Origin of the sequence: Streptomyces diastaticus subsp. diastaticus (assembly GCF_011170125.1) — a bacterium.
Classification (GTDB): Bacteria; Actinomycetota; Actinomycetes; order Streptomycetales; family Streptomycetaceae; genus Streptomyces; species Streptomyces diastaticus.
In genome coordinates, this window is the sequence record NZ_BLLN01000003.1 from 490142 (window position 1) to 513803 (window position 23662).

Consider the following 23662-nt stretch of genomic DNA (forward strand, 5'->3'; position numbering starts at 1 on the left):
CCTCGCCCGCGGACGGCCGGAGGCCAGGCCCGGGCCCGCGGCCCTGTGACCGTCCGGCGTCAGAGCGCCTTGCCCATCAGCACGTCGTCCACGTACTCCCCGCCCACGCGGACCTCGCCCGGCAGCACGCCCTCGACGCGGAAGCCCTCCGAGGCGTAGAGCGCGCGGGCCGGGGCGTTGTGGCCGAGGACGCGCAGGGTGAGGCGGCGGGCGCCCTGGGCGCGGGCCTCGTCGGCGCAGGCGCGGAGCAGGGCGCGGGCGACGCCCCGGCCGCGGGCCTCCTCGCGCACCGCGAGGCCCTGGAGCTGGCGGACGTGCGCGAAGGCCGGCAGCGGGACGGGGCAGCGGAGCACGGCGTACCCGAGGAGCTCCGCGCCGTCCTCGGCGACCAGGTGCTCGCCCGGTTCGCGGTGGCCCGTGAAGAAGGGGTCCGCGGGTGCCGCCGGCCGCTCGGTGACGGCGTGCAGCGGGGACCACGTGGCGAAGTCGATCCGGGCGAGCGCCGCCCCGTCGGAGGGACGCGCGGGGCGTATGAGTGGCCGCATGGCGGCACTCTGCCACGTCACCGGTGTGGCGGGCGGCCCGGGTGGTCATGATGGGGCGTATGCGGATCGCGGTCGCCGGCTCCTCCGGCCTCATCGGAACAGCGCTCACCACCTCCCTGCGGGCGGACGGCCACGAGGTGGTGCGGCTGGTGCGCCGCCCCGCCCGGGACGCCGACGAGGTGCAGTGGGACCCCGAGGAGGGGCGGGTCGAGACGGCGGGGCTCGTCGGCTGCTCGGCCGTGGTCAACCTCGCGGGCGCGGGCATCGCCGACCACCGCTGGACCGACGCCCACAAGCGGCGGATCCGTGACAGCCGGGTCTGGGGCACCGCCACCCTCGCCGAGGCCCTGGCCTCCCTGGATACCCCGCCGGACGTCTTCGTCAACGCCAGCGCCATCGGCTTCTACGGCGACACCGGCGACCGGGCCGTCGACGAGAGCGCCCCGCCCGGCGACGGCTTCCTGCCGTCCGTCTGCGTCGAGTGGGAGGAGGCGACGGCCGCCGCCGAGGAGGCCGGGGTGCGCACCGTGTTCCCCCGGACCGGGCTGGTGGTCTCGGCGAAGGGCGGCGCCTGGGCCAAGCTCTTCCCGCTCTTCAAGGCCGGGCTCGGCGGGCGGATCGGCGACGGCCGCCAGTACTGGAGCTACATCTCGCTCCACGACCATGTCGCGGCCCTGCGCCATCTCATCGACACCGAGGAACTCTCCGGCCCGGTCAACCTCACCGCGCCCCGCCCGCTGACCAACCGGGAGGTGACCGCCGCCATGGGCCGGGTGCTGCGCCGCCCCACGCCCTTCCCGGTGCCCGCCGCCGTGCTCAAGGCGGCCCTCGGGGAACTGGCGGGCGACGTGCTGGGCAGCCAGCGGGTGGTTCCCGCCCGGCTGCTGGAGTCCGGGTTCACCTTCCGGTGGCCGGGCATCGACGACACCCTGCGGGCCGCCCTCCGCTGACCCGCGGGTCCCACCAGGGGGCGCCCGTGGCACGCCGTGTGCGACCGGCGTACGACCGTGCTCGCCTCGTGCGCCTCTGCCCTGCGCCCGGAACCGCTTCTACGCTCGAACCTCGTACGCGGGTATTCCCAACGCGCGTCGGGGGCATGAGCCTCCCACGGATCGCCCAATCTCGGGGAGGGCACGTGAGTGAGCCCGGACAGGAAGCGGACGTCGTGATCGTGGGCGCGGGAGTCGCCGGACTCGCCGCCGCCCACGCGCTGACCAGCGCCGGCGTCGGAGTCACGGTGCTGGAGGCCGCCACACGGGTGGGCGGCAGGATGGCCACCGAAACGCTGGACGGCTACCGGCTGGACCGGTTCGGGCAGCCGCTCCTCACCCCCTGGCCCGAGGCGGCGGGCCCCCTCCTCGACGCCCTGCCGATGCGGGAGTTCGCCCCCGGCGTGCTGGTCCACAGCCAGGGGCGGCGAACCCGCACCGGTGAACCCGGGAGCGCGAGGGGCGCACTCAGTGCCGCACGCGCCCGGGCGAGCGCCCCTCGGCGGGTACCCCGGCAGCGCGGCCCCGAACGGCCCCGTGTCGCCCATGCCGTCGACGGCGCCCGGCTCGGCTCCGCCCTCGCCCGCCTCGCCGCCACTTCCGCGGAACGCCTCGCCGCGCGGCCCGAGCGCAGCGCCGCCGAGGCACTGGCCCTGCGCGGCCTCTCCCCCCGCACCGTCGACGGTTTCGTGCGCCCGCTGCTCTCCGCCCTCCTCGGTGACCCGGACCTCAGCACCTCCAGCCGCATCGCCGACCTCACCCTGCGCGGATACGCCCGTGGCCGCCTCGGTGTCCCCGCCGGCGGCGCCGGCGCGCTGCCCCGGTACCTCGCCGACGCCCTGCCCGAGGGGACCGTCCGCACCGGTGTGCACGTCACCGCCGCCTCCATCGACTCCGTCACCACCAAGGAGCACGGCACCTTCGGCTGCCGCGCCCTGCTGCTCGCCACCGGCGCCCGCGCCGCCGCCGAACTGCTGCCCGGCCTGCGCGTGCCCCGATTCCACTCGGTGACCGTGCTCCACCACGCCGCGCCCGAGCCGCCGCCCACCGGCAGCGCCCTGGTCCTGGACGCCGACCGGAGCGGGCCCGTCGCCTGGTCCGCCGCGCTCAGCGAGGTCGACCCGGAGCGCGCCCCCCGCGGCCGCGCGCTCGTCTCCTCGACCGTGCTCGACGTGCCCCCCGACGGCCTCGACGCCGAGGTCCGCGCCCAGCTCGCCCGCATGTACGGCACCGACACCACCGGCTGGGAACTGCTCGCCGCCCACCACGACCCCGAGGCGGTCCCGGCGATGACCCCGCCGCACGACGCCCGCAGGCCCGTCCGTGTCCTGGACGGCCTCTACGTCTGCGGCGACCACCGGGACACCAGCTCCGTGCACGGCGCCCTCACCTCAGCCCACCGGGCGGCACGGGAGATCCTCACCGACTTCGGCCTCCTGCCGCCCGCCCCCGACGTCACCCACGCGGCGGCCTGAGCCGCCACTCCGCCACGCCCCGCCGTTTGCGGCCCGGCCCCCGGCGTAGAACGCTGGAGGCCGGGCCGTCTGGCCCGAAGGGCCGGAGCCGGGGAGTACCGCAGTGGCGAGGAACGCCGTGTGGAGCCGCCGGGGTGACGAACCCCGCTGGCTGAGCGGTGCGCCCGCGCCCACCTGGCTGCGGTGGCTGCCGGTGGTCCTGCTGGTCTTCATCCCGCTGCTGCAACTACTGGTGGACCGGCCGGTGGACCTGGGCTTCCTGCTCGGTGCCATCCCGCCGCTCGCCACCCTCGCCTACGGCCCGTTCGGCACCGCCGTCTTCTCCGCCGCGGTGCTGGTGCTGCTCAACATCTCGACCATCAACCTGGACCGGCCCGGCCGGGGTGACGTCATCGCCGTGACCTTCGTGGCGGTGCTCAGTGTCGCCATCTCCTGGATGCGCAGACGCCGCGCCGTCCAGATCACCACCATCCGCACCGTCGCCGAGGCCGCCCAGCTCGCCGTGCTGCCCCCGCTGCCACCCCGCGTCGACGTGGTCCGCTGCGCGGGCCTGTACCGCCCGGCCCAGCGCGGCACGCTGGTCGGCGGCGACTTCTTCGACGTACGGCGCGGCCCCTACGGCGTCCGCGCCCTCGTCGGCGACGTGCAGGGGCACGGCATCGCCGCCGTCGGCACCGTCACCTCGATCCTCGGCGCCTTCCGCGAGGCCGTCCTCGACGAGGAGGACCTCGCCGACGTGGCGGCCCGGCTCGACCGCCGGCTGGTGGTGGACGCCGCCGACGCCGCGGCCGGAGCCATCACCGTCGCCCGCGTCCCCGAGGGGGACCCCGACAGCGTCGTCGGCGAGCCGCCCGTGGGCCAGCGCTCCGACCCGACCTCCGGTGAGCTCTTCGCCACCGCGCTGCTGCTGGAGTTCCGCCCCGGCTCCGGCGAGGTCGGCGTGGTCTCCTGCGGCCATCCCGCCCCGGTCCTGCTCCGCGGCGCCACCGCCCACGAGATCGAGGTGCAGCCCGCCCCGCCGCTCGGCCTCGGCTTCGCCGGGTCCGACCGGCCCGTCGAACGCGACGTCCGCCTCCAGCCGGGTGACCGCGTGCTCGCCGTCACCGACGGCGTCACCGAGGCACGCAACGACGCCGAGGTCTTCTACCCGCTCGTCGACCGCGCCGCCCAGCTCGCCGCCGAGGACCCCGGCGAGCTGATCGCCGCCATCTGGCGCGACCTCGTCGGCTACGCCCGCACCATCGACGACGACGTGGCCCTGCTGGTCTTCGCCCCCGACCCCGAGGGTGAGGAGCCCGACACGGGCACCGTCACCGGCGAGGTGCTGGAGTCCCGCGAGAGCGGCGGCAAGGAGAACCGCGGCGAGAGCTGACCGCCCGCGCCACCGGCGCCCGAACCGCTCACACGGCGCGGAGCGCTCCTGGGGCGCTCACGCCGCGAAGCGGTCCCAGAGCCGGGGGAAGCGGACCGCCAGCGCGTCGTCGTCCTCCAGGTCGATCGGCGTGCCCGCCGGGTCGACCGGGGCCGCGGCGATCCCCAGGTCCGGGGTGTCCGCCCCGGTGAGCCGCTCGTACGCCTCGTCGGCCGCGTAGCCCAGCTCCTCGCCGTCCCCGTCGACCTCGTCGTCGAACGGGCCCAGCAGGTCCGCCAGGTCGTCCGGCTCGTGCAGCGCCCCCTCGAACACCTCCCGGCCCTGACCGATCAGCCAGCACCGGAAGTAGTCGAACGCGTCGTCGCTCGCGCCGTCCAGCAGCACCCACGCCGCACCCCACAGCTCCCAGGTGTAGGCCCGGTTGTAGCGGGCCTCGAAGTGCCGCGCGAAGTCCAGGACGGCGTCCGGGTCCGCCTCGAGCAGCCGTTCCACCAGCAGCTCCGCATGGGCCTGCGGATCGTCGCCGGCGCGCTCCCGCGTCGTGTCGATGATCTCCCAGAACTCCGTCTCGTCCATCACCGCTCCAGCATCGTCCCTGGCGCCGCGCCCCGCACGTCCGGACGGCGTGGTTCCCCCGCGCGTGGTGAACAGGGGCGCGACGCACCGCCGGACGGACGAAAACCCGACGGAAGGTGTCGACTCCGCGTGCCAGGGTCGGACCCATGAGCCACACCGCGTCCGTACCCGCCGCCTCCCCGACCGCCCTCGCCGGGCGGGTCGCCCTCGTCGCCGGAGCCACCCGGGGCGCCGGGCGCGCCTTCGCCGTGGAACTGGGCTCCGCCGGCGCCACCGTCCACGTCACCGGGCGGACCACTCGGGACAGGATCTCCGAGGTCGGCCGCGCCACCGAGACGATCGAGGAGACCGCCGCCCTGGTCACCGAGGCCGGCGGCGAGGGCATCGCCCACCCCACCGACCACCTCGATCCCGAGCAGGTCCGCCGCCTCGCCGCGCGTGTGGAGGACGGGCACGGGCGGCTCGACGTCCTCGTCAACAACACCTGGGGCGGCGAGCACCTCATCCCCTTCGGCCGCGCCCTGTGGGACACCCCGCTCGACGAGGGGCTGCGGATGCTGGACCTCGGCGTCCGCTCGCACCTGATCACCGCCTCCCTGCTGCTTCCGCTGCTCATCCGCCACCCCGGCGGCCTGCACGTCGAGGTCACCGACGGAAGCGCCGAGACCAACCGGCGCTTCCGTGAGAACGTCTTCTTCGACCTCGCCAGGTACGCCCCCATCCGCATGGCGCTCGGCCTCGCCCGCGACCTCGAACCCCACGGGTCCACCGCCGTCTGCGTCACCCCGGGCTTCCTGCGCTCCGAGCAGATGCTCGACGGCTTGGGCGTGCGCGAGGAGAACTGGCGCGACGCCCTGGCCGGGCAACCCCACTTCGCCATCGCCGAGTCGCCGGCCTACGTCGCCCGCGGTGTCGTCGCCCTCGCCGCCGACCCCGACCGTGCCCGCTGGAACGGCCGGTCGGTGACCAGCGGCACCCTCGCCCAGGAGTACGGCTTCACCGACACCGACGGCTCGGCCCCCGACGGCTGGCGCTACTTCGAGGAGGTCGTCCTCGGCGGCAAGAAGGCCGGCCCGGAGGGCTACCGCTGACCGGCCCGGGTCCCAGGGCCCGCCGCCGCACTCGCCTTCAGCCATCGGCCACGGGCGTCCTCGCGAAGCCCCCTGGGCAGGGCTGACCGCTCCCGCCTGCCCCGCGTCGCCGTGCACGCACTCCCGCCGCACCGGTCGCGGAGCCTCGTACGGGGAGGTACGCGGGTGATTCGGGCGTGCGGCGAGAGTGCGTGCCAGGCGACGCGGGCCCACGAAGACCCGCCGGGCAGGCCCTAGCCGTACAGCCCCGCCATCCGCCGTGCCGCCTCCCGCATGCGGTCGCGCAGCTCGGGCGGGGCCACCACCTCCGCCTCCGGGCCGAGGCCGAGCAGCTGCTCGTAGGCCACCTCCAGCGACTCCACGGGCAGCACCACGTCCTCCACCCACCGGGCCGAGCCGTCCCGCCACCCGGCCGCCGCCAGCGCCTCTCGGGCCGCCCGCGGGTCCGTCGCCCCCGGCAGCCGCCGGGCGCCCGCCGGGCTGAGCCGCAGCCGGACCTCCTCCCGCAGCAGGGAGCGGGCGAACTCCTCGGCCCGCTCCCGCCAGAACCGCGCCAGATCGAAACCGGTGTCCCGGGCGAACCGCGTACCCAGGTCGCGCACCTCGGTGAACCGGTCCACCCGGTAGACCCGCGCCCGCCCGGCGCCCTCCGCCCGGGCGCACACGTACCAGACGCCCGCCTTGAGCACCAGGCCGTACGGCTCCAGCTCCCGGCGCACCTCGCGGTCCGCACGCCGGTACGCCGCCGCCACCCGCCGGTCGTCCCAGACCGCCTCGGCCAGCGGTGCGAGCAGCCCGGGCGCCTCGGGCCGCGTGTACCAGGCCGGCGCGTCCAGGTGGAACCGGCCGTTCACCGCCCGCGACGCCTCCCGCACGGGCGGGGCCAGCGCCGCCGAGACCTTCAGCCGCGCCGCCGAGGCCGCCTCGCCGAGCCCCATCTCCCGCAGCGCTCCCGGCACCCCCGACAGGAACAACGCCTGCGCCTCCTCGGGCGCCAGTCCCGTCAGCCCCGTCCGGTACCCGCCGACCAGCGCGTACCCGCCCGCCCGGCCGCGCTCCGCGTAGACCGGGACGCCCGCCTCGGAGAGCGCCTGCGCGTCCCGCGCGACCGTACGCTCACTCACCTCCAGCTCCCCGGCCAGCTCGGCGGCGGTCATCCGGGGGCGGGACTGGAGCAGCAGGACCATACGGATCAGACGGGCGGCACGCATCAGCCCATCATGGCGGCCGCCCGGTCCCCGCCCGCCGGGCGGGGCTCGGCCCGCGCCTCCCGGCTCAGCGCGATCACCGCGAACATGGCGCCCTGCGGGTCGGTCAAAACGCTGAACCGGCCCGGCTCGACGGTGGTGGGCGGCAGCAGCACGCCGGCGCCGAGCCGGGCCCCGCGGGCGGCGGCCGCGTCGCAGTCGGGGACCGAGAGGTGGACCAGCCAGCGCGGCGCCGTCCCGGCCGGGAACGCCTCCGTGATCCGCGTCATCCCGCCGAACGGCCGACCCCCGAGGCTCCACTCCGTGTACGGGAGGCCCGCGCCGTGGGAGGCCCGGCGGGCCTGCCAGCCGAAGACCTCGCTGTAGAAGCCGCGCGCCCCGTCCGGGTCCGTGGTGGCCAGGTCGAGCCAGGCGGCCGAACCCGGCGCGTTGACCCGGCCGAAACCCTGGTGCCCGTGCGGCTCCCACAGTCCGAAGACCGCGCCGGAACCGTCCGTGCAGAGCGTCGCGCGGCACACGCCGGGCACCTCGACCGGCTCGCCCAGCACCCGCCCCCGGGCCAGCGCGACCCGATCGGCCAGGGGCTCTCCGGCGGCCGGGCTCTCCGCGAGGAAGTACGGCCGCCAGACGGACGGGCGGCGCCCGGGCCGGCGCGGCCCCAGCCCGCCGACGGCCTCACCCTCGCTGAGGAAGGCCCGGTAGCCGTCGAGGCCGGGCACCTCCCGCACCTCCCAGCCGAGGAGACTCCCGTAGAAACGGGCGGCGGCACCGGGGTCCGCCGTGCAGAGGTCGGCCCAGCAGGGGGCCGACGGGACGTTCCAGGTCTTCATGGTGGTGAACCCCTCAGGTGGGCGGCCTTCCCCGCCTCGGCCTCGCGGCAGGTGCGGGCGGTCGCGAACCTGGTGCGGGCGGCGTCCGAACCGGCCGAGGGGCCCGGCGTGCGGTCCGGGTGCCGTGGCGTCTTCCGGGATCATTCACGCACGGGCCGTGCCGACCGGCAAAAGGATCTACGCGACCGGACCACGGCACCGCAGGGCACGCCGAAGGGCGGCACTCCGGGTGTCCGGAGCACCGCCCTTCAGCGTTCATGCAGGTCAGAGACCGTACCGCTCGCGGGCCTCCTTGACCGAGCGGGCCGGGACCTCGCCGCGGCGGGCCAGCTGGGCCAGCGCGGCCACCACGACCGACTCGGCGTCGACGCCGAAGTGGCGACGGGCGCCCTCACGGGTGTCGGAGAGGCCGAAGCCGTCCGCGCCCAGGGAGGACCAGTCCTGCTCGACCCACTGCGCGATCTGGTCGGGGACCTGGCGCATGTAGTCGGTGACCGCGAGGACCGGGCCCTCGGCGTCGGCCAGCACCTTGCGGACGTACGGCTCCCGCTGCTCGCCGCGGAGCAGCGCCTCGTCCGCCTCCAGGGCGTCGCGGCGCAGCTCCGTGAAGGAGGTCGCGGACCACACGTCGGCGGCCACACCCCACTCCTCGGCCAGCATCCTCTGGGCCTGGAGCGTCCAGTGGATGGCGGTGCCGGAACCGAGCAGCTGGATGCGCGGGGCGTTGGCGGCGGCCACCGTCACCCCGGCCGACTCGGCCGTGTTGAAGCGGTACAGGCCGCGCAGGATGCCCTCGTCGACCCCGGCGGGCTTGGCCGGCTGCGGCATCGGCTCGTTGTAGACCGTCAGGTAGTAGAAGACGTCGCGGTCCTCCTCGGGGGTGGCCTCGCCGTACATGCGGCGCAGCCCCTCCTTGACGATCGCGGCGACCTCGTAGGCGAAGGCAGGGTCGTAGGTGAGCGCGGCCGGGTTGGTCGCGGCGATCACCGGCGAGTGGCCGTCGGCGTGCTGGAGGCCCTCACCGGTCAGGGTGGTGCGTCCGGCGGTCGCGCCGATGAGGAAGCCGCGGCCGAGCTGGTCGGCGAGCTGCCACATCTGGTCGGCGGTCCGCTGCCAGCCGAACATCGAGTAGAAGATGTAGAAGGGGATCATCGGCTCGCCGTGCGTCGAGTACGACGAGGCGGCGGCGATGAAGTCCGCCATCGAACCGGCCTCGGTGATGCCCTCGTTGAGGATCTGGCCGTTGACCGCTTCCTTGTAGTACATGAGCTGGTCGCGGTCGACCGGCTCGTACGTCTGGCCCTTGGGCGAGTAGATGCCGAGCGAGGGGAAGAGCGACTCCATGCCGAAGGTGCGTGCCTCGTCGGGGACGATCGGCACCCAGCGCCTGCCGGTCTCCTTGTCGCGGACGAGGTCCTTGACCAGCCGGACGAAGGCCATGGTGGTGGCGACCGCCTGCGAGCCGGAGCCCTTGTCGAAGGCGGCGAACGCCTTGTCGGCCGGGGCGGGCAGCGGCGCGACCGGCTGGGTGCGGCGGGCCGGGGCGGGGCCGCCGAGGGCGGCGCGGCGCTCGGTGAGGTAGCGGACCTCGGGGGAGTCGGCGCCCGGGTGGGCGTACGGCACCTGGCCGTCGGCGAAGGCGCTGTCCGGGATGGGCAGCTCCAGCAGCTCCCGCATGTCCTTGAACTCGTCCACCGTCAGCTTCTTCATCTGGTGGTTGGCGTTCTTGGACTCGAAGCCCTTGCCGAGGGTGAAGCCCTTGACGGTCTGGGCGAGGATCACCGTCGGCGCGCCCTTGTGGGCGAGGGCCGCGCGGTAGGCCGCGTAGACCTTGCGGGGCTCGTGGCCGCCGCGCGAGCGGTGGAAGCACTCGCTGATCTTGTCGTCGCTGATCAGCTTGGCCAGCTCGACCAGGGCCGGCTCGGCTCCGAAGAAGTGGTCGCGGATGTAGGCCGCGTCCCGGGTCTGGTACGTCTGGAACTGCGCGTCCGGTACCTCACGCAGGCGGCGTACGAGGGCGCCGGTGACGTCGAGCTGGAACAGCTCGTCCCAGGCGGAGCCCCACAGCGACTTCACGACGTTCCAGCCGGCGCCGCGGAACTGGGCCTCCAGCTCCTGGACGATCTTGAAGTTGGCGCGGACCGGGCCGTCGAGGCGCTGGAGGTTGCAGTTGACGACGAAGGTGAGGTTGTCCAGGCCCTCGCGGGAGGCGAGCGCCAGGGCCGCCGTCGACTCGGGCTCGTCCATCTCGCCGTCACCGAGGAAGGCCCACACGTGGGAGTCGGAGACGTCCTTGACGCCGCGGCTGGTCAGGTAGCGGTTGAACCGCGCCTGGTAGATCGCGGAGAGCGGGCCGAGGCCCATCGAGACGGTCGGGAACTCCCAGAGCCACGGCAGGCGGCGCGGGTGCGGGTACGACGGGAGGCCGTTGCCCCCGGACTCGCGGCGGAAGTTGTCGAGCTGGGTCTCGTCGATCCGGCCGTCGAGGAAGGCGCGGGCGTAGATGCCGGGGGAGGCGTGGCCCTGGATGTAGAGCTGGTCGCCGGAGCCGTCCCCCTCCTTGCCGCGGAAGAAGTGGTTGAAGCCGGTCTCGTAGAGCCAGGCGGCCGAGGCGAAGGTGGCGATGTGGCCGCCGACGCCGTACTTCGAGCCGCGGGTGACCATCGCGGCCGCGTTCCACCGGTTCCAGGCGGCGATGCGGCGCTCCATCGCCTCGTCCGTGCCGGGAGCGAACTCCGGCTCGGCCGCGGTCGGGATGGTGTTGACGTAGTCGGTCTCCAGGAGCTTGGGCAGTGAGACGCCCACGCCCTCGGCGCCCTCCAGGGTGCGCCGCATCAGGTATGCGGCGCGGTGCGGTCCTGCGGCGTCGGTGACCGCCTTCAGGGAGTCCAGCCATTCGCCGGTCTCCTGCGGGTCGCGGTCCGGGAGCTGGTCGAGCTCGCTCGGCTGGAGGGTGCGGGGGTCGGTCATGTCGCCGCCTTCCGGAGTCGAAGGGCGCTCCCGCGGGGGCAGGAGGGTCCCTTGTCGGTAAGGGGTTGGGTGGGGGTGCCCAAGGTCTGTGGCAGGACAGGGCAGGCGGATTCCGCGTGGGAGTCCGAGGGAACTGTAAGCCGCTGATCGATGATCGATCAAAGGGTTGAAGGGAAAAACTTCTCAGAATCAAGGAATTGGCATCGAGTGCCCGCATAGAAGGCACCGCGTGCCTTGTTTTCGCAGGTGAGGGCAGGAATGGGGGCGCGCGGCAAAGCTCGGGCGCCGCTCCAGGGCGGACAGCCCGGGTGCCTCGGGCGACCCGGTGCGAGGACACGGGAACGGCCCCGCGGACGGAGCCGTGCCCGTCGTGCGGCTGCCTTTCGAAGGAAGCTGGTCAAGCCCTCGGCGCGCAGCCGAGCACGTGCGACTTCACCAGGTGCCCGATGTCCGGGTCCTGCGCGCGGAACGCGTCGACGAGCGCCTGATGCTCCTCGGCGTACGACTGCTGGCGGGTGCCCAGCCAGCGGATGGACAGGGCGGTGAAGACCTCGATGCCCAGCCCCTCCCAGGTGTGCAGCAGCACGCTGTTGCCCGCCGCCCGCACCAGTTCGCGGTGGAAGGCGACGGTGTGCCGCACCTGGTTCTCCCCGTCGGCCAGCCGGTCCGCCTCGTACAGCGCCGCGACCGACGGCTCCAGCACCGAGACGTCCGCCGCCAGCCGGGGGGCGGCCAGCTCGGCCGCGATCTGCTCGAGCCCCGCCCGCACCGGGTAGATCTCCTCCAGGTCGGCGGCGGTCAGGTCGCGGACCCGGACCCCTTTGTTCGGTGCCGACTCGATGAGCCTGAGCGTCTCCAGTTCCCGCAGCGCCTCGCGTACCGGCGTCTGGCTGACCTCCAGCTCCACCGCGATCCGGCGCTCCACGATGCGCTCGCCGGGCTTCCAGCGGCCACTGACGATCCCGTCGACGATGTGCTCGCGGATCTGCTCGCGCAAGCTGTGGACGACGGGTGCGGTCATGGGGGGACTCCTTCGGCCAAGGTGTGCCGCCCCCGGGGGACGGTGTCGCGCACGAGTCCCCTCGCGGACACGGCCCCAAGGGGCGTTGACCCTATGACAATACGGCGGCGCCCCCGCCCGGAAGGCTCCGGACGGGGGCGTACGCGCAGGTGAGACGAGCCTTACACCCGTTGTCCACCTGATGGGACCGCGAGGGCCCGGAGGGTCACAGCCCCAGGTCGACCTCGAACTCGCCGGCCTCCAGGATCGCCTTGACCGACGTCAGGTAGCGGGCGGCGTCGGCGCCGTCCACCAGACGGTGGTCGTAGGAGAGCGACAGGTACGTCATGTGGCGCACCGCGATGGTCTCGCCCAGCTCCGGGTGGTCGATGACCACGGGGCGCTTGACGGTGGCACCGATGCCCAGGATGGCGGCCTGGTTCGGCGGCACGATGACCGTGTCGAACAGGGCGCCGCGCGAGCCGGTGTTGCTGATCGTGAAGGTGGCACCCGACATGTCGTCCGGGGTCAGGCCGCCGGAGCGGGCCTTGCCGGCCAGCTCGGCGGTCTTCTTCGCGATGCCGGCGATGTTCAGGTCGCCCGCGCCCTTGATGACCGGCGTCATCAGACCCTTCTCGGCGTCCACGGCGATGCCGATGTTCTCCGAGTCGAAGTACGTGATGGTGCCTTCGTCGTCGTTGATCCGGGCGTTGACGACCGGGTGGGCCTTCAGCGCCTGGGCGGCGGCCTTGACGAAGAACGGCATCGGGGACAGCTTGACGCCCTCACGGGCGGCGAAGGCGTCCTTGGCCTGGCCGCGGAGCTTCATCAGGCGGGTGATGTCGACCTCGACCACCGTGGTGAGCTGCGCCTGCGAGTGCAGGGCCTTCATCATGTTGTCGCCGATGACCTTGCGCATGCGGGTCATCTTGACCGTCTGGCCGCGCAGCGGGGACGCCTCCAGCTTCGGCGCCTTGGCGGCGGCCGGAGCGGCGGGGGCGGCCGCGGCGGGGGCCTTGGCGGCCTCGGCGGCGGCGAGCACGTCCTGCTTGCGGATCCGCCCGCCGACGCCGGTGCCCGTGACCGAGCCCAGGTCGACGTTGTTCTCCGCGGCCAGCTTGCGCACCAGCGGCGTCACGTACGCGCCCTCGCCACCGGAGGCCGGGACGGGAGCGGACGGGGCGGGCTTCGCCGGAGCGGGGGCGGGCTTCGCCGGGGCCGGCGCGGGCTTCTCGGTCTCGGCCGGCGCCTCGGTGGGCGCGGCCGGCGCCGCGGGCTTCGCCGGAGCCGGAGCCGGGGCCTCGGCAGCCGGGGCGGGGGCCTCGGCCGGCTTCTCCTCGGCCTTCCCGGCGGCCGGGGCGGAGGCGCCGGGCGCACCGATGACGGCGAGCTTGGCGCCGACCTCGGCGGTCTCGTCCTCACCGACGGTGATCTCCAGGAGGACACCGGCGACGGGGGCGGGGATCTCGGTGTCGACCTTGTCGGTCGAGACCTCCAGCAGCGGCTCGTCGACCTCGACGGAGTCGCCGACCTCCTTGAGCCAGCGGGTGACGGTGCCCTCGGTGACGGACTCGCCGAGCGCCGGCAGGGTCACGTCGGTGCCCTCGGCCGAGCCGCCGCCCTGGGCGGACGCGGCGGTCGGGGCGGGGGCGGGAGTCTCGGCCTCGGTGGAGGGCGCGGCCGCGGCCGGCTCCTGCGGCTCGGGGGCCGGGGCCTCCTGCTGGGCCGGAGCGGGCTCCTGGCCGGCCTCGGTGTCGCCGGAGCCGTCGTCGATGACGGCCAGCTCGGCGCCGACCTCGACCGTCTCGTCCTCGGCGACCTTGATGGAGGACAGGACACCGGCGGACGGCGAGGGGATCTCGGTGTCGACCTTGTCGGTCGAGACCTCCAGCAACGGCTCGTCGACCTCGACGCGCTCGCCCTCGGCCTTGAGCCAGCGGGTGACAGTGCCCTCGGTGACGCTCTCGCCGAGCGCCGGAAGGGTTACGGAAACCGCCATGGTTTCAGGTGCTCCTTACGAATGTGCGGAAGTCTGTGGTCGTCTCGCGCCCGGAGGCGATCAGTCGTGCGAGTGCAGCGGCTTGCCCGCGAGGGCCAGGTGTGCCTCGCCGAGCGCCTCGTTCTGCGTCGGGTGGGCGTGGATGAGCTGGGCGACCTCGGCGGGGAGCGCCTCCCAGTTGTAGATGAGCTGGGCCTCGCCGACCTGCTCGCCCATACGGTCGCCGACCATGTGGACGCCGACCACGGCGCCGTCCTTGACCTGGACGAGCTTGATCTCGCCCGCGGTCTTCAGGATCTTGCTCTTCCCGTTCCCCGCGAGGTTGTACTTGAGGGCGACGACCTTGTCCGCGCCGTAGATCTCCTTGGCCTTGGCCTCGGTGATGCCGACGGAGGCGACCTCGGGGTGGCAGTAGGTCACCCGCGGCACGCCGTCGTAGTCGATCGGCACGGGCCGCTCGCCGGCGAGCCGCTCGGCGACCAGGATGCCCTCGGCGAAGCCGACGTGGGCGAGCTGGAGGGTGGGGACCAGGTCACCGACGGCCGAGACGGTCTCGACGTTGGTGCGCATGTACTCGTCGACCAGGACGTAGCCGCGGTCCATGGCGACGCCGGCCTCCTCGTAGCCGAGCCCCTGCGAGACCGGGCCGCGGCCGATGGCGACCAGCAGGACCTCCGCCTCGAAGGTCTTGCCGTCGGCGAGGGTGACGCGGACACCGTCCTGGGTGTACTCGGCCTTGTCGAAGAAGGTGCCGAGGTTGAACTTGATGCCGCGCTTGCGGAACGCCCGCTCCAGCAGCTTGGAGCTGTTCTCGTCCTCGGCCGGGACCAGGTGCTTGAGGCCCTCGATCACGGTGACCTCGGTGCCGAACGACTTCCACGCCGAGGCGAACTCGACGCCGATGACGCCGCCGCCCAGGATGATCGCCGACTTCGGCACGCGGTTCAGCTTCAGCGCGTGGTCCGAGGAGATGATGCGGTCGCCGTCGATGTCCAGGCCCGGCACCGACTTCGGGACGGAGCCGGTCGCGAGCAGCACGTGGCGGCCCTCGACCCGGCGGCCGTCCACGTCGACGGAGGTCGGCGAGGAGAGCCGGCCCTCGCCCTCGATGTAGGTGACCTTCCGCGAGGCGATGAGTCCCTGAAGGCCCTTGTAGAGGCCAGAGATCACGTCGTCCTTGTACGTGTGGACGGCTTCGATGTCGATGCCCTCGAAGGTGGCCTTCACGCCGAACTGCGCCGACTCACGGGTCTGGTCGGCCACCTCGCCGGCGTGCAGCAGGGCCTTCGTGGGGATACAGCCGTTGTGCAGGCAGGTGCCGCCGACCTTGCCCTTCTCGATCAGGGCGACGTCAAGACCCAGCTGGGAGGCGCGCAGAGCCGCGGCGTAACCGCCGCTACCGCCGCCGAGGATCACTAGGTCGAAAACGGTGCTGGCGTCGTTCGCCACGTCACGTCCTCCATGCATATGCGCCGTGTGCCGGTCCCCGTGCCCGGGGTGCGAACCGGCGGCCCGGCTCGTGTTCGGCCGCTTGTCTGACGGCCCTGTGGTGGGGCCCTGTCCTGCCGAGAACCCATCTTCGCACTTGTTGAGGGGCGGCGGGACGCGGGGCCCGGCCTCGGGCCCGGTTGTCGCGCGTCTCACGTCCGCCCCGTACGCCCCTTCCCTCCCGGACCGTCCGCAATCCGCGGGGCGGCCCGGGAACGGGGCCGGGCCACCGGGGCCGGGTGGCGCACCGCCCGGCCCCGCGCGGGTCAGCCCAGCTCGCCGGAGGCGGTCCACTCGGCCAGCGAGACCAGGGTGCGGATGGCCGAACCGGTGGCGCCCTTGGGCGTGTAGCCGAACGGGCCGGCCTCGTTGAAGGCCGGGCCCGCGATGTCGAGGTGGGCCCAGGTGATGCCCTCGCCGACGAACTCGTTCAGGAAGACGCCGGCCGCCATGCCGCCGCCCATCCGGCCGCCGACGTTGGCCATGTCCGCCACCGACGAGTCCAGGCCCTTGCGCAGCTCCTCCGGGAACGGCATCGGCCAGGCCGGCTCGCCCGCCTCCTCGGCCAGCTCGTGGACGGCCGTGCGGAAGGCGTCGTCGTTGCCCATCACGCCGAAGGTGCGGTTGCCGAGCGCCACCACCATGGCGCCGGTCAGCGTCGCCACGTCCACGATCGCGTCCGGCTCGTCCTCGGACGCCTTGGTGATCGCGTCGGCCAGCACCAGGCGCCCCTCGGCGTCGGTGTTGAGCACCTCGACGGTCTTGCCGCCGTACATCCGCAGCACGTCGCCGGGGCGGGTGGCGGTGCCCGAGGGCATGTTCTCGGCCAGCGCCAGCCAGCCGGTGACGTTGACCTTCAGCCCGAGCCGGGCCGCGGTGATCACGGCGGCGAAGACGGCGGCGGCGCCCGCCATGTCGCACTTCATCGTCTCGTTGTGACCGGCCGGCTTGAGCGAGATGCCGCCCGAGTCGTAGGTGATGCCCTTGCCGACGTAGGCGAGGCTCTTCTCGGCCTTCGGGTGGGTGTAGGCGAGCTTGACCAGGCGCGGGCCGTGGGCCGCGCCCTGGCCGACGCCGATCAGGCCGCCGAAGCCGCCCTTGAGGAGCGCCTTGTCGTCGATGACCTGGACCTTGACGCCGTGCTCCTTGCCCGCGGCGGCGGCCACGGCGGCGAAGGACTCCGGGTACAGGTCGTTCGGCGGCGTGTTGACCAGGTCGCGGGCGCGGTTCATCTCCTCGGCGAGGGCGGTCGCGCGCTCGGCGGCCGCCTTGGCCGCCTTGTCCCGGGCCTTGACGCCGAGCAGCGCCACCTCGCCCAGCGGGCCCTTCCCGGCGCCCTTCTTCTTCGCGCCCTTGCCGGCCTCGGCGTCGTCGCTCTTGTACGCGGTGAAGGCGTACGCACCGAGCAGCGCGCCCTCGGCCACCGCGGCGACGGCCTCGGCGGAGGCCAGCGGCAGCGCGAACCCGGCCTTCCCGGTGCCGTTCAGCGCGCGGGCGGCGTTGCCCGCGGCGCGGCGCAGCGCCTCGGTGCCGTACTCCTCGCCGTCCTCGGGCGCCGTGCCCAGGCCCACGGCGAGGACCAGCGGGGCCTTCAGGCCGGAGACGGGCAGCTTGGTGGTCTCGCCCTCGGCGCCGGTCGCGCCCAGGGTCTCCAGGACGGTGGCGAGCCCGCCGTCGAACGCCTCGGCGACGGCCTCCGAACCGGGGGCGGGGACGGGGCCGTCGGGGCCCTTGGCCACACCCACGACGAGGACGTCGGCGCGCAGCGTGGCCGCGCCGGAGGAGCTGAGAGTGAGAGCAGTCACGGTGGTGAAATCTCGCTTCCGTTGAGTTCCATGGCCGAAGAGGTCGGTTCGGCCGGACCGGGGCGCGTCCTGGGTACCCCCGGTCCGGCACCCGGCGCGCCACCCTCACGGGCGGACGGCGGGCACGGCGGGGGCGGCTGCGGGGCCCGGGCCCGACCCGGCGCCCAGGCGGACCGGCCACGGCCCGGGCCCGAGCCTACGCTCCGTGACGAAGCTCGCGACAGGCGGCATATCGTCCCCATTCGGTGAGCGGCGGCCGCGGGCCGTCTCAGCCGAAGGTCAGGACCAGCAGCGCGGCCGTCAGCGCCGTCTCCTCCAACGCGCCGAACACGTCGCCGGTCACGCCCCCGAACCGCCGCACCGTGTGCCGCAGCAGCAACTCGGCCGCCGCGAGGCCCACCGCCACCGCCAGCGGCGCCCGCACCGCGCCCAGGACACCGTCCGGCAGCCCGGCGAGGACCGCCACCGCCAGCACCGCCCCGGTCACCGCCCAGGCCAGGCCGGCCGGCACGGTACCGGCGACGGCCGCGCCCAGCCCCTCCGGGCGGGCCGGGGGCACCGAGGGGCGTGAGGCGAGGGTGAGGGCGAGGCGTCCGGTGACCGCGGCGACGGCCGTGCCGGTCGCCCCCACCGCCCAGCCCTGCCCGTAGAGCTGCGCCACCGCCGCCACCTGCGCCAGCAGCACCAGCACCAGCGTGACCACGCCGAACGGCCCGATGTCGGAGCGCTTCATGACGGCCAGCGCCCCCTCGGGCGGGCGGCCGCTGCCCAGGCCGTCGGCGGTGTCGGCGAGGCCGTCCAGGTGCAGCCCCCGGGTGAGCGCGGCGGGCACCGCCACGCTCACCACGGCCACCAGCAGCGGCCCCGCGCCCAGCCGCAGCAGCGGCCAGGCGAGCGCCGCCGCCACCAGCGCCAGGACCAGCCCGGCCAGCGGGGCCGCGGCCATCCCCGCGCGGGCGGCGGCCCGGTCCCAGCGGCCGACCCGGACCGGCAGCGCGGTGAGCGTGCCGAAGGCGAACCGCAGTCCGTCCGCGGGCGAGGCGCGCGGCGGGGGCGGAGGGTGGCCGGGAGGCGGGGGGACGGGGGTCTCGCTCATCGCGCGAAGCGTAGCGGGGTGCGGCGGACCGAGGAACAGGCCCCTCGGTCCGCCGCCGCGCGGGGCGGGGCGGGCGGGCGGGGCCGCCGGCCGGAAGGGAGCCGCACGGGGGCGCGGCGGGACCGGAACATCGTCGATCCGGGGAAACCGCCGTTGCCGCCGGCGCCGGCCGCCTTCGTCCTGGCCTTCGTCGTCGTCCGCGCCGTCACCCGGCTGATCCGCGCGGGCAACGGCCCCTTCCACGACGTGGCCCCCGGCGGTCCGCACATCCACCACGTGGTGCCCGGCGTGATCCTCATGGTGGCCGGCGGGTCCTGCGCGGTCGGCAGCGGCCGGCAGGGCTTCGGCGCGGGGGCCGCCGCCGTCGTCCTCGGCGTCGGGGCCGGGCTGGTGCTGGACGAGTCCGCGCCGGTCCTCCACCGCTCCGACGTGTACCGGACCGGCCAGGGGAGGCAGAGCGTCGAGATGGTGGTCATGGCCGCCGCGCTCGGCGGACTGGTCCTCGCCGGGTTCTCCCCGCTCGGCGTCGCCGACGCCGGGCCGAGGAGCACGCGGGCCGTACCGGCGTCGTGGCCGGTGGCCTCGTCGACTTCTGCTTCGTCGTCGCCGCCCCGCTCAAGGGCAAGCCCCGGATGGCGGTACTCGGGGTCCTCATCCCCCTGCCGGCCCTGGTCGGCGCCGTACGACCGGCCCGGCCCGACTCGCTCCGGGCCCGCCGGCTCCACCGCCACCGCCCCCGGCTCCACCGCCACCGCCGCAGCACCCGGGCCCGCGCGACCCTGCGTCCCTATGGGCGCGACCGCCGCTGGGCGGGGCCCCGCCCAGCGCCTGGAGAACCTCGTCGGCGGGGCCCCGGCCCCGACGGCCGCCGGCCCGGCACGTCGCCCGCACGGCTGAGCCGTGCGGGCGGCCGCGCGTCTCCTCAGCCCTCGGCCTTCTTCAGCAGGCCGTCCGACGGGGCCGCGTCGGCGGCCTGCCCGGCGGCGGTGCCGGCCGCGTCCGGGGCGGCCTTCGGGGACCGCGGCTGCTCGGGCAGCGTGCCGCAGAGGGCCGCCGCGGCCTGGACGAGGGGCAGTGCCAGCAGCGCGCCCAGCCCCTCCCCGGCCCGTACGCCCTGGTCGAGCAGGGGGTCCATGGCGAGGCGGTCCAGGGCCTTGGTCTGGCCCGGCTCGCCCGAGACCTGACCGGCCACCCACCAGTCGGGGGCGCGGAACGCCACTCGCTGGGCGACCAGCGCGGCGGCCGAGCCGACCACGCCGTCCAGGATCACCGGTGTGCGGCGGACGGCGCTCTGGAGCAGGAAGCCGGTGAGCGCGGCCAGATCGGCGCCCCCCACCGTGGCCAGCAGTTCGAGCTGGTCACCGAGGACCGGGCGGGCCCGGCGCAGCGCGTCGCGGATCGCGGCGCACTTACGCATCCAGGCCAGGTCGTCGATGGGCAGGCCGCCCCGGCCGGTCACCACGGAGGCGTCCGTGCCGCAGAGTGCGGCGATCAGCGTCGCGGCGGCCGTGGTCCCGCCGACGCTCAGGTCGCCGAGGACCACCAGGTCGGTGCCGGCGTCCGCCTCCTCGTCGGCGACGGCCATCCCCGCGCGGAAGGCCCGCTCCGCCTCCTCGGCGCTCAGCGCGTCCTCGCGGTCGATGACGCCCGAGCCCCGGCGGACCCGGTGGCGCACGACCTCGGCGGGGAGCGTGGCCGGGTCGCAGTCCACCGCCACGTCCACCACCCGCACCGGCACGCCCAGCCGGTCGGCGAGGACCGCCACCGGCGCCTCGCCCGCCAGCACGGCGCGCACCAGCACCTCGGCCGAGCCCGCCGGACGCGCCGACACCTCCAGCCCGGCCACCCCGTGGTCACCGGCGAACAGCACCACGCGGGGCCGCTCGACGGGCGCCACCGGCACCTCGGCGCGGGCCGCCGCCAGCCACTCGCCGAGTTCGTCCAGCCGCCCGAGGGCTCCGGGCGGTACCGCCAGCCGCTCCCGCCGCTCCTCGGCGGCGCGGCGGACCGTGCTGTCGGGACGCTTGATCAGGTCGGAGAGGTCGTCGAGATTCAGCGCGCTCATTCGCCGAACAGTACCGGCAGCGGGGCCGGGGGCGGGCGGCCGGTGGCTCCCGCCGGGACGACTCCCCGCGAGCCCCGCCCGGCGGGTCGTTGCACTGGGCCGACGGGCGGGGAAAGGTGGGCGCCGTTGTCCCTTTTCACGCCGGAATGCGGGTGTTCGCACCTCGGGTGGCCGGCGCCGGGACACGCTCCACCACCCCGCCCACGGAAGGTGCCCGCCCATGCCGCTTCCCCCGCCGCCCGCCGCGGCACCCCGTGACCCCGTCCCCGTGCCCCGGCCCGCCGACGACTGGGGCGACCTGGTCGGCCTGCTGGGCCCGGCGGCAGATGCTCCCTGGGGGCCGGAGGGAGCGGTGCCGCCGTGGGCCGTTCCGGGGCGGGCGGCGGAGGCGCGCGGGGGCGTCCCGGCCGGGGGAGGGACGGGTGACGCCCCGGCCGGCGGTGCTGCGGCCGACGCGGTGGCGGGGCCCGCCCCGGCCGGGATCCTCCCGGCCGGAGGCGGGACGGCGGACCCCGGGAACGGCGAGACCCCGGCCCGCGCGCGGTCAGGGCGGACGCGCGTCGCGGCGCCCGCCGCCCCCGCCGAAGCCGCCGTGACGGCCGGTGGGGCCTCCGCCGCTCCCGGTGGCCTCGGTGACCCCGTGGGGCTCCTGATCCCGTCCGGGCTGGTGGTCCCGGCGGGGCCCACGCCGCCCGCCGCGCCGCCGCCGGACGGCCCCGCCCCGCGTCCCCCGTCCGCCGTGGCCGGACCTTCCGCCCCGCCCGTCCCCGTCCCCGCCGACGCCTGCGCCTGGGAGGCCGAGCAGCGCAGGCCGCCGCATCCGGACTGCGCGGCCCGGGCCTGGCGGGCGGTGCGGGAGGCGGGCCGGGTGCGGCGGCTGGTCCAGGTCGTGGCGGCGTACGGGGAGCCGGAGAGCTGGCTCGACGTGGAGGCGGGGGACGGGCGGTTCGCCGCGGCGGCGCGTGCCCTGCTGCCCTACACCGCGTTCGACGGGACGGGGCTCGGCGGTGAGGTGGAGCGGGCCCGGTCGGCGGGGGCGCTCGACGAGGCGTACCGGGGGACGCTGCCGCTGCTCGCGGGGGAGCTGGCCGGCCGGTACGACGTGGTGGGGCTGCTGCACCAGCTCGGCGACTGCCCCGACCCGGCGGCCGAACTCGCGGCGGCCCGGGCGGTGCTGCGTCCCGGCGGGCTGCTGCTCGTGGAGGCTCCGGACCCCGCATGTCGTACGGCGGCGCTGCTCGGGCCCTGGTGCCTGCCGCACTGCGCGGCCCGGCCCGCGGCCACCGCCGGGACGGTGCGGGAGCTGCTCACGGGGCTGGGGTTCGAGATGCTCACGGTGGACCGGGTCGCCGGGCACGTCCCGCGCACCCTGGAGGCGCTGTGGGCGGCCGCCGGGCCGCCGGGGGCGCGGGCCGCCCGGGGCGCGGACCGCCTGCTCGCCCCGCTGCTGCGCCGTACCGGCTTCGCCAACGGCTTCCGGATCGTGGCCCGGCGGCCCGCGGTCAGCCCTTGAGGGGGAGCGGCTGGCCCGCGACGACCAGCAGGACGTGCTCGCACTCGGCGGCGACGGCGGCGTTGAGGCGGCCCAGTTCGTCGCGGTAGCGGCGCCCGGCCGCCGTCGCCGGGACGATGCCGGAGCCGACCTCGTTGGAGACCGCGACCAGGGTGCGCCGGGTGGTCCGCACGGCGTCGGCCAACTCCTCGCACCGGGCGCGTAGTTCGCGCTCACCACCACCCGCCCAGGCGGCGTCGTCCCAGGCGTCGACCCGGTCCATGGCGTCCGTCAGCCAGAGCGAGAGACAGTCCAGCAGCAGCGGCGGCCCGTCCTGGGCGAGCAGGGGCAGCAGGTCGCAGGTCTCGGCCGTGCGCCACGAGGCGGGCCGCCGCTCCCGGTGCAGCAGGACCCGCGCGGCCCACTCCCGGTCCCCGTCACGGGTCCCGCCGGTCGCCACGTACAGCACTTCGGGCCAGGCGGCGAGCCGGCGTTCGGCCTCCAGGGACTTGCCGGAGCGGGCCCCGCCGAGCACCAGTGTGCGCCGGGGGAGGGGCGGCCGGACAGGGCCGGGGCCGTGGCCGTCGGCGAGACCGCGCACGCCGGGGGCGGGTGGCGGGCCGACGGTGAGCCGGGTGCCGTCGGGCACGGCGCGGGCCCCGGCGGCCGTCAGCCGCCGCGCCGTCTCGCGGCCGGCGGGCACGCCGTGGCCGAGGTGGACGGCGAGGACGTCGGTGCCGGGCGTGACCGCCCCGGCCTCCCGCAGCCGGGCCAGCGCGTCCGGCCGCCCGACGACGTCCACCAGCACCGTGTCGTACGGCGCGGTCATCCCTTCGGGCCCGCTCGTCCCGGCGGGCGCCGCCCCCGGCGGCAGGTACAGCAGCCGCTCCCCGTCGTGCCCCGTCACCTCGTAACCGGTGCCGGGCGCGTCGGTGGCCACCGCCCGCACCCGCTGCCCGCTGATCAGCGTCAGCTCCCGGCCGTCGGGCACCCGCGCCGGCTGCGGCAGCCCGGCCGGGATCTCCATGGCGGGCCCGTCGTGCGGGTGGGAGAGGAGCACCTGCCGGACCTGGCCGAGGTTCCGCCCGGCGCGCGCGGCGGCGAACGCGATGCCCGGGGTGAGGTCCAGCAGCAACGACCCGTCGACCAGCAGCGCGGTCGCCGCGCGGGCCTCCTCGCCGAGAGCGGTCGCGCACACGGCGCACGGGCAGTCCGGGCGCGGCAGGCCCTCGGGCGCCCCGGTGCCGAGCAGAGTCAGTTCCACGGCCCCGATCCTGCCGTGTCCGCCGCCACGCCGCATGTCCCGCCCCTGTGACGTGGGCGACGCCGCCCGAGCGGCCGTACGCCGCGCGTACGCCCCCGCGCCCGCCCCCGCTCGTCTACGCTGCCCGGACAACCGGACGCTCGGGAGGCGGAACATGGTGCCGTGGACATGGCGGTTCGAGAAGGCCGACGGGACGGAGGTCAGCCCCTCCGTGGAGCCCGACGAGTTCAGCACGCAGGGCGACGCCGAGTCGTGGCTCGGTGAATACTGGAAGGAACTCCTCGAAGGCGGCGTCGAACAGGTCCGCCTCTACGAGGACACCACCGAGATCTACGGCCCGATGAGTCTCCGCGAGGCGCAGACGGCCTGAGCGCCGACGGCGGCCCGCCCCGGCAGA

18 protein-coding genes and 1 pseudogene are annotated in these 23662 nt (G+C 75.5%); 7 read left to right on the forward strand and 12 right to left on the reverse strand.

Annotated elements, in window-relative coordinates; all coding sequences use genetic code 11:
• Positions 1-59: 59 nt before the first annotated feature.
• Positions 60-545 carry a GNAT family N-acetyltransferase gene (locus Sdia_RS10595; protein WP_100453364.1) on the reverse strand — a complete coding sequence of 162 codons (486 nt, stop codon included), beginning with the start codon at positions 543-545 and terminating at the stop codon, positions 60-62.
• A 50-nt stretch (positions 546-595) separates the two neighbouring features.
• Between Sdia_RS10595 and Sdia_RS10600 the strand changes: the two genes are divergently transcribed.
• The 3 genes from Sdia_RS10600 (at position 596) to Sdia_RS10610 (ending at position 4381) form a co-directional block, all read left to right on the forward strand.
• Positions 596-1495, forward strand: a complete 900-nt coding sequence (locus tag Sdia_RS10600; protein ID WP_189500028.1) for a TIGR01777 family oxidoreductase — start codon at positions 596-598, stop codon at positions 1493-1495.
• Positions 1496-1680: 185 nt separating this feature from the next.
• Entirely contained in the window at positions 1681-3009 is a 1329-nt protein-coding gene (locus Sdia_RS10605; RefSeq protein WP_100453003.1) for an NAD(P)/FAD-dependent oxidoreductase, read from the forward strand.
• Between the two features lie 151 nt (positions 3010-3160).
• Complete coding sequence (locus tag Sdia_RS10610; protein ID WP_189500029.1) at positions 3161-4381, forward strand: PP2C family protein-serine/threonine phosphatase; 1221 nt, start codon at positions 3161-3163, stop codon at positions 4379-4381.
• 57 nt (positions 4382-4438) lie between these two features.
• Here the strand turns inward: Sdia_RS10610 and Sdia_RS10615 are convergent, their stop codons facing one another.
• Positions 4439-4957, reverse strand: a complete 519-nt coding sequence (locus Sdia_RS10615) for a DUF4240 domain-containing protein (protein WP_115068630.1) — start codon at positions 4955-4957, stop codon at positions 4439-4441.
• 146 nt (positions 4958-5103) lie between these two features.
• Here Sdia_RS10615 and Sdia_RS10620 point away from each other — a divergent pair, with 146 nt between their 5' ends.
• A complete protein-coding gene (locus Sdia_RS10620; RefSeq protein WP_100453005.1) occupies positions 5104-6048 on the forward strand; it encodes an SDR family oxidoreductase in 945 nt (314 codons plus the stop codon).
• 233 nt (positions 6049-6281) lie between these two features.
• Here Sdia_RS10620 and Sdia_RS10625 read toward each other — a convergent pair whose 3' ends face one another.
• From Sdia_RS10625 to Sdia_RS10660, 8 genes are all read right to left on the reverse strand, one after another.
• Complete coding sequence (locus Sdia_RS10625) at positions 6282-7259, reverse strand: helix-turn-helix transcriptional regulator (protein ID WP_124287084.1); 978 nt, start codon at positions 7257-7259, stop codon at positions 6282-6284.
• Complete coding sequence (locus Sdia_RS10630) at positions 7259-8086, reverse strand: VOC family protein (RefSeq protein ID WP_100453007.1); 828 nt, start codon at positions 8084-8086, stop codon at positions 7259-7261. Before Sdia_RS10630 ends, Sdia_RS10625 begins: the two co-directional genes overlap by 1 nt.
• A 264-nt stretch (positions 8087-8350) precedes the next feature.
• Entirely contained in the window at positions 8351-11056 is a 2706-nt protein-coding gene (gene aceE / locus Sdia_RS10635) for a pyruvate dehydrogenase (acetyl-transferring), homodimeric type (protein ID WP_115068627.1), read from the reverse strand.
• A gap of 397 nt (positions 11057-11453) precedes the next feature.
• Positions 11454-12077 (reverse strand): GntR family transcriptional regulator, encoded by a 624-nt coding sequence (locus Sdia_RS10640; RefSeq protein ID WP_100453009.1) that lies wholly within the window; start codon positions 12075-12077, stop codon positions 11454-11456.
• Between the two features lie 205 nt (positions 12078-12282).
• Positions 12283-14055 carry a 2-oxoglutarate dehydrogenase, E2 component, dihydrolipoamide succinyltransferase gene (sucB, locus tag Sdia_RS10645; RefSeq protein ID WP_100453010.1) on the reverse strand — a complete coding sequence of 591 codons (1773 nt, stop codon included), beginning with the start codon at positions 14053-14055 and terminating at the stop codon, positions 12283-12285.
• Between the two features lie 60 nt (positions 14056-14115).
• Positions 14116-15504, reverse strand: coding sequence for a dihydrolipoyl dehydrogenase (gene lpdA, locus Sdia_RS10650; protein ID WP_100453011.1), 1389 nt, complete (start codon positions 15502-15504; stop codon positions 14116-14118).
• 305 nt (positions 15505-15809) lie between these two features.
• Positions 15810-17348 carry a leucyl aminopeptidase gene (locus Sdia_RS10655; protein ID WP_100453012.1) on the reverse strand — a complete coding sequence of 513 codons (1539 nt, stop codon included), beginning with the start codon at positions 17346-17348 and terminating at the stop codon, positions 15810-15812.
• A gap of 268 nt (positions 17349-17616) precedes the next feature.
• A complete protein-coding gene (locus Sdia_RS10660) occupies positions 17617-18444 on the reverse strand; it encodes an adenosylcobinamide-GDP ribazoletransferase (RefSeq protein WP_100453013.1) in 828 nt (275 codons plus the stop codon).
• 129 nt (positions 18445-18573) lie between these two features.
• On the opposite strand from Sdia_RS10660, the pseudogene Sdia_RS10665 reads away from it, so the two are divergent.
• Positions 18574-19341: pseudogene (locus Sdia_RS10665) on the forward strand (hypothetical protein).
• A 25-nt stretch (positions 19342-19366) separates the two neighbouring features.
• Here the strand turns inward: Sdia_RS10665 and cobT are convergent.
• The gene (cobT, locus tag Sdia_RS10670; protein ID WP_115068625.1) at positions 19367-20509 is read right to left on the reverse strand and encodes a nicotinate-nucleotide--dimethylbenzimidazole phosphoribosyltransferase; all 1143 of its coding nucleotides are present in this window, start codon (positions 20507-20509) and stop codon (positions 19367-19369) included.
• 220 nt (positions 20510-20729) lie between these two features.
• Between cobT and Sdia_RS10675 the strand changes: the two genes are divergently transcribed.
• The gene (locus Sdia_RS10675) at positions 20730-22022 is read left to right on the forward strand and encodes a methyltransferase domain-containing protein (protein WP_223121904.1); all 1293 of its coding nucleotides are present in this window, start codon (positions 20730-20732) and stop codon (positions 22020-22022) included.
• On the opposite strand, the gene Sdia_RS10680 is transcribed toward Sdia_RS10675, so the two are convergent.
• Positions 22012-23265, reverse strand: a complete 1254-nt coding sequence (locus tag Sdia_RS10680; RefSeq protein WP_164494912.1) for a bifunctional adenosylcobinamide kinase/adenosylcobinamide-phosphate guanylyltransferase — start codon at positions 23263-23265, stop codon at positions 22012-22014. The genes Sdia_RS10675 and Sdia_RS10680 overlap by 11 nt on opposite strands.
• A gap of 154 nt (positions 23266-23419) precedes the next feature.
• Between Sdia_RS10680 and Sdia_RS10685 the strand changes: the two genes are divergently transcribed.
• On the forward strand, positions 23420-23635 hold the full coding sequence (locus Sdia_RS10685; RefSeq protein ID WP_100453015.1) for a hypothetical protein: 216 nt from the start codon (positions 23420-23422) through the stop codon (positions 23633-23635).
• Positions 23636-23662: the final 27 nt, after the last annotated feature.

Coding starts and splice junctions, on each gene's coding strand:
- Sdia_RS10615 (WP_115068630.1), bottom strand. CDS start 4,957: ATGGACGAGACGGAGTTCTGGGAGATCATCGACACGACGCGGGAGCGC.
- aceE (WP_115068627.1), bottom strand. CDS start 11,056: ATGACCGACCCCCGCACCCTCCAGCCGAGCGAGCTCGACCAGCTCCCG.
- Sdia_RS10625 (WP_124287084.1), bottom strand. CDS start 7,259: ATGCGTGCCGCCCGTCTGATCCGTATGGTCCTGCTGCTCCAGTCCCGC.
- Sdia_RS10675 (WP_223121904.1), top strand. CDS start 20,730: ATGCCGCTTCCCCCGCCGCCCGCCGCGGCACCCCGTGACCCCGTCCCC.
- Sdia_RS10600 (WP_189500028.1), top strand. CDS start 596: ATGGGGCGTATGCGGATCGCGGTCGCCGGCTCCTCCGGCCTCATCGGA.
- Sdia_RS10630 (WP_100453007.1), bottom strand. CDS start 8,086: ATGAAGACCTGGAACGTCCCGTCGGCCCCCTGCTGGGCCGACCTCTGC.
- sucB (WP_100453010.1), bottom strand. CDS start 14,055: ATGGCGGTTTCCGTAACCCTTCCGGCGCTCGGCGAGAGCGTCACCGAG.
- cobT (WP_115068625.1), bottom strand. CDS start 20,509: ATGAGCGCGCTGAATCTCGACGACCTCTCCGACCTGATCAAGCGTCCC.
- Sdia_RS10595 (WP_100453364.1), bottom strand. CDS start 545: ATGCGGCCACTCATACGCCCCGCGCGTCCCTCCGACGGGGCGGCGCTC.
- Sdia_RS10640 (WP_100453009.1), bottom strand. CDS start 12,077: ATGACCGCACCCGTCGTCCACAGCTTGCGCGAGCAGATCCGCGAGCAC.
- Sdia_RS10685 (WP_100453015.1), top strand. CDS start 23,420: ATGGTGCCGTGGACATGGCGGTTCGAGAAGGCCGACGGGACGGAGGTC.
- Sdia_RS10660 (WP_100453013.1), bottom strand. CDS start 18,444: ATGAGCGAGACCCCCGTCCCCCCGCCTCCCGGCCACCCTCCGCCCCCG.
- Sdia_RS10620 (WP_100453005.1), top strand. CDS start 5,104: ATGAGCCACACCGCGTCCGTACCCGCCGCCTCCCCGACCGCCCTCGCC.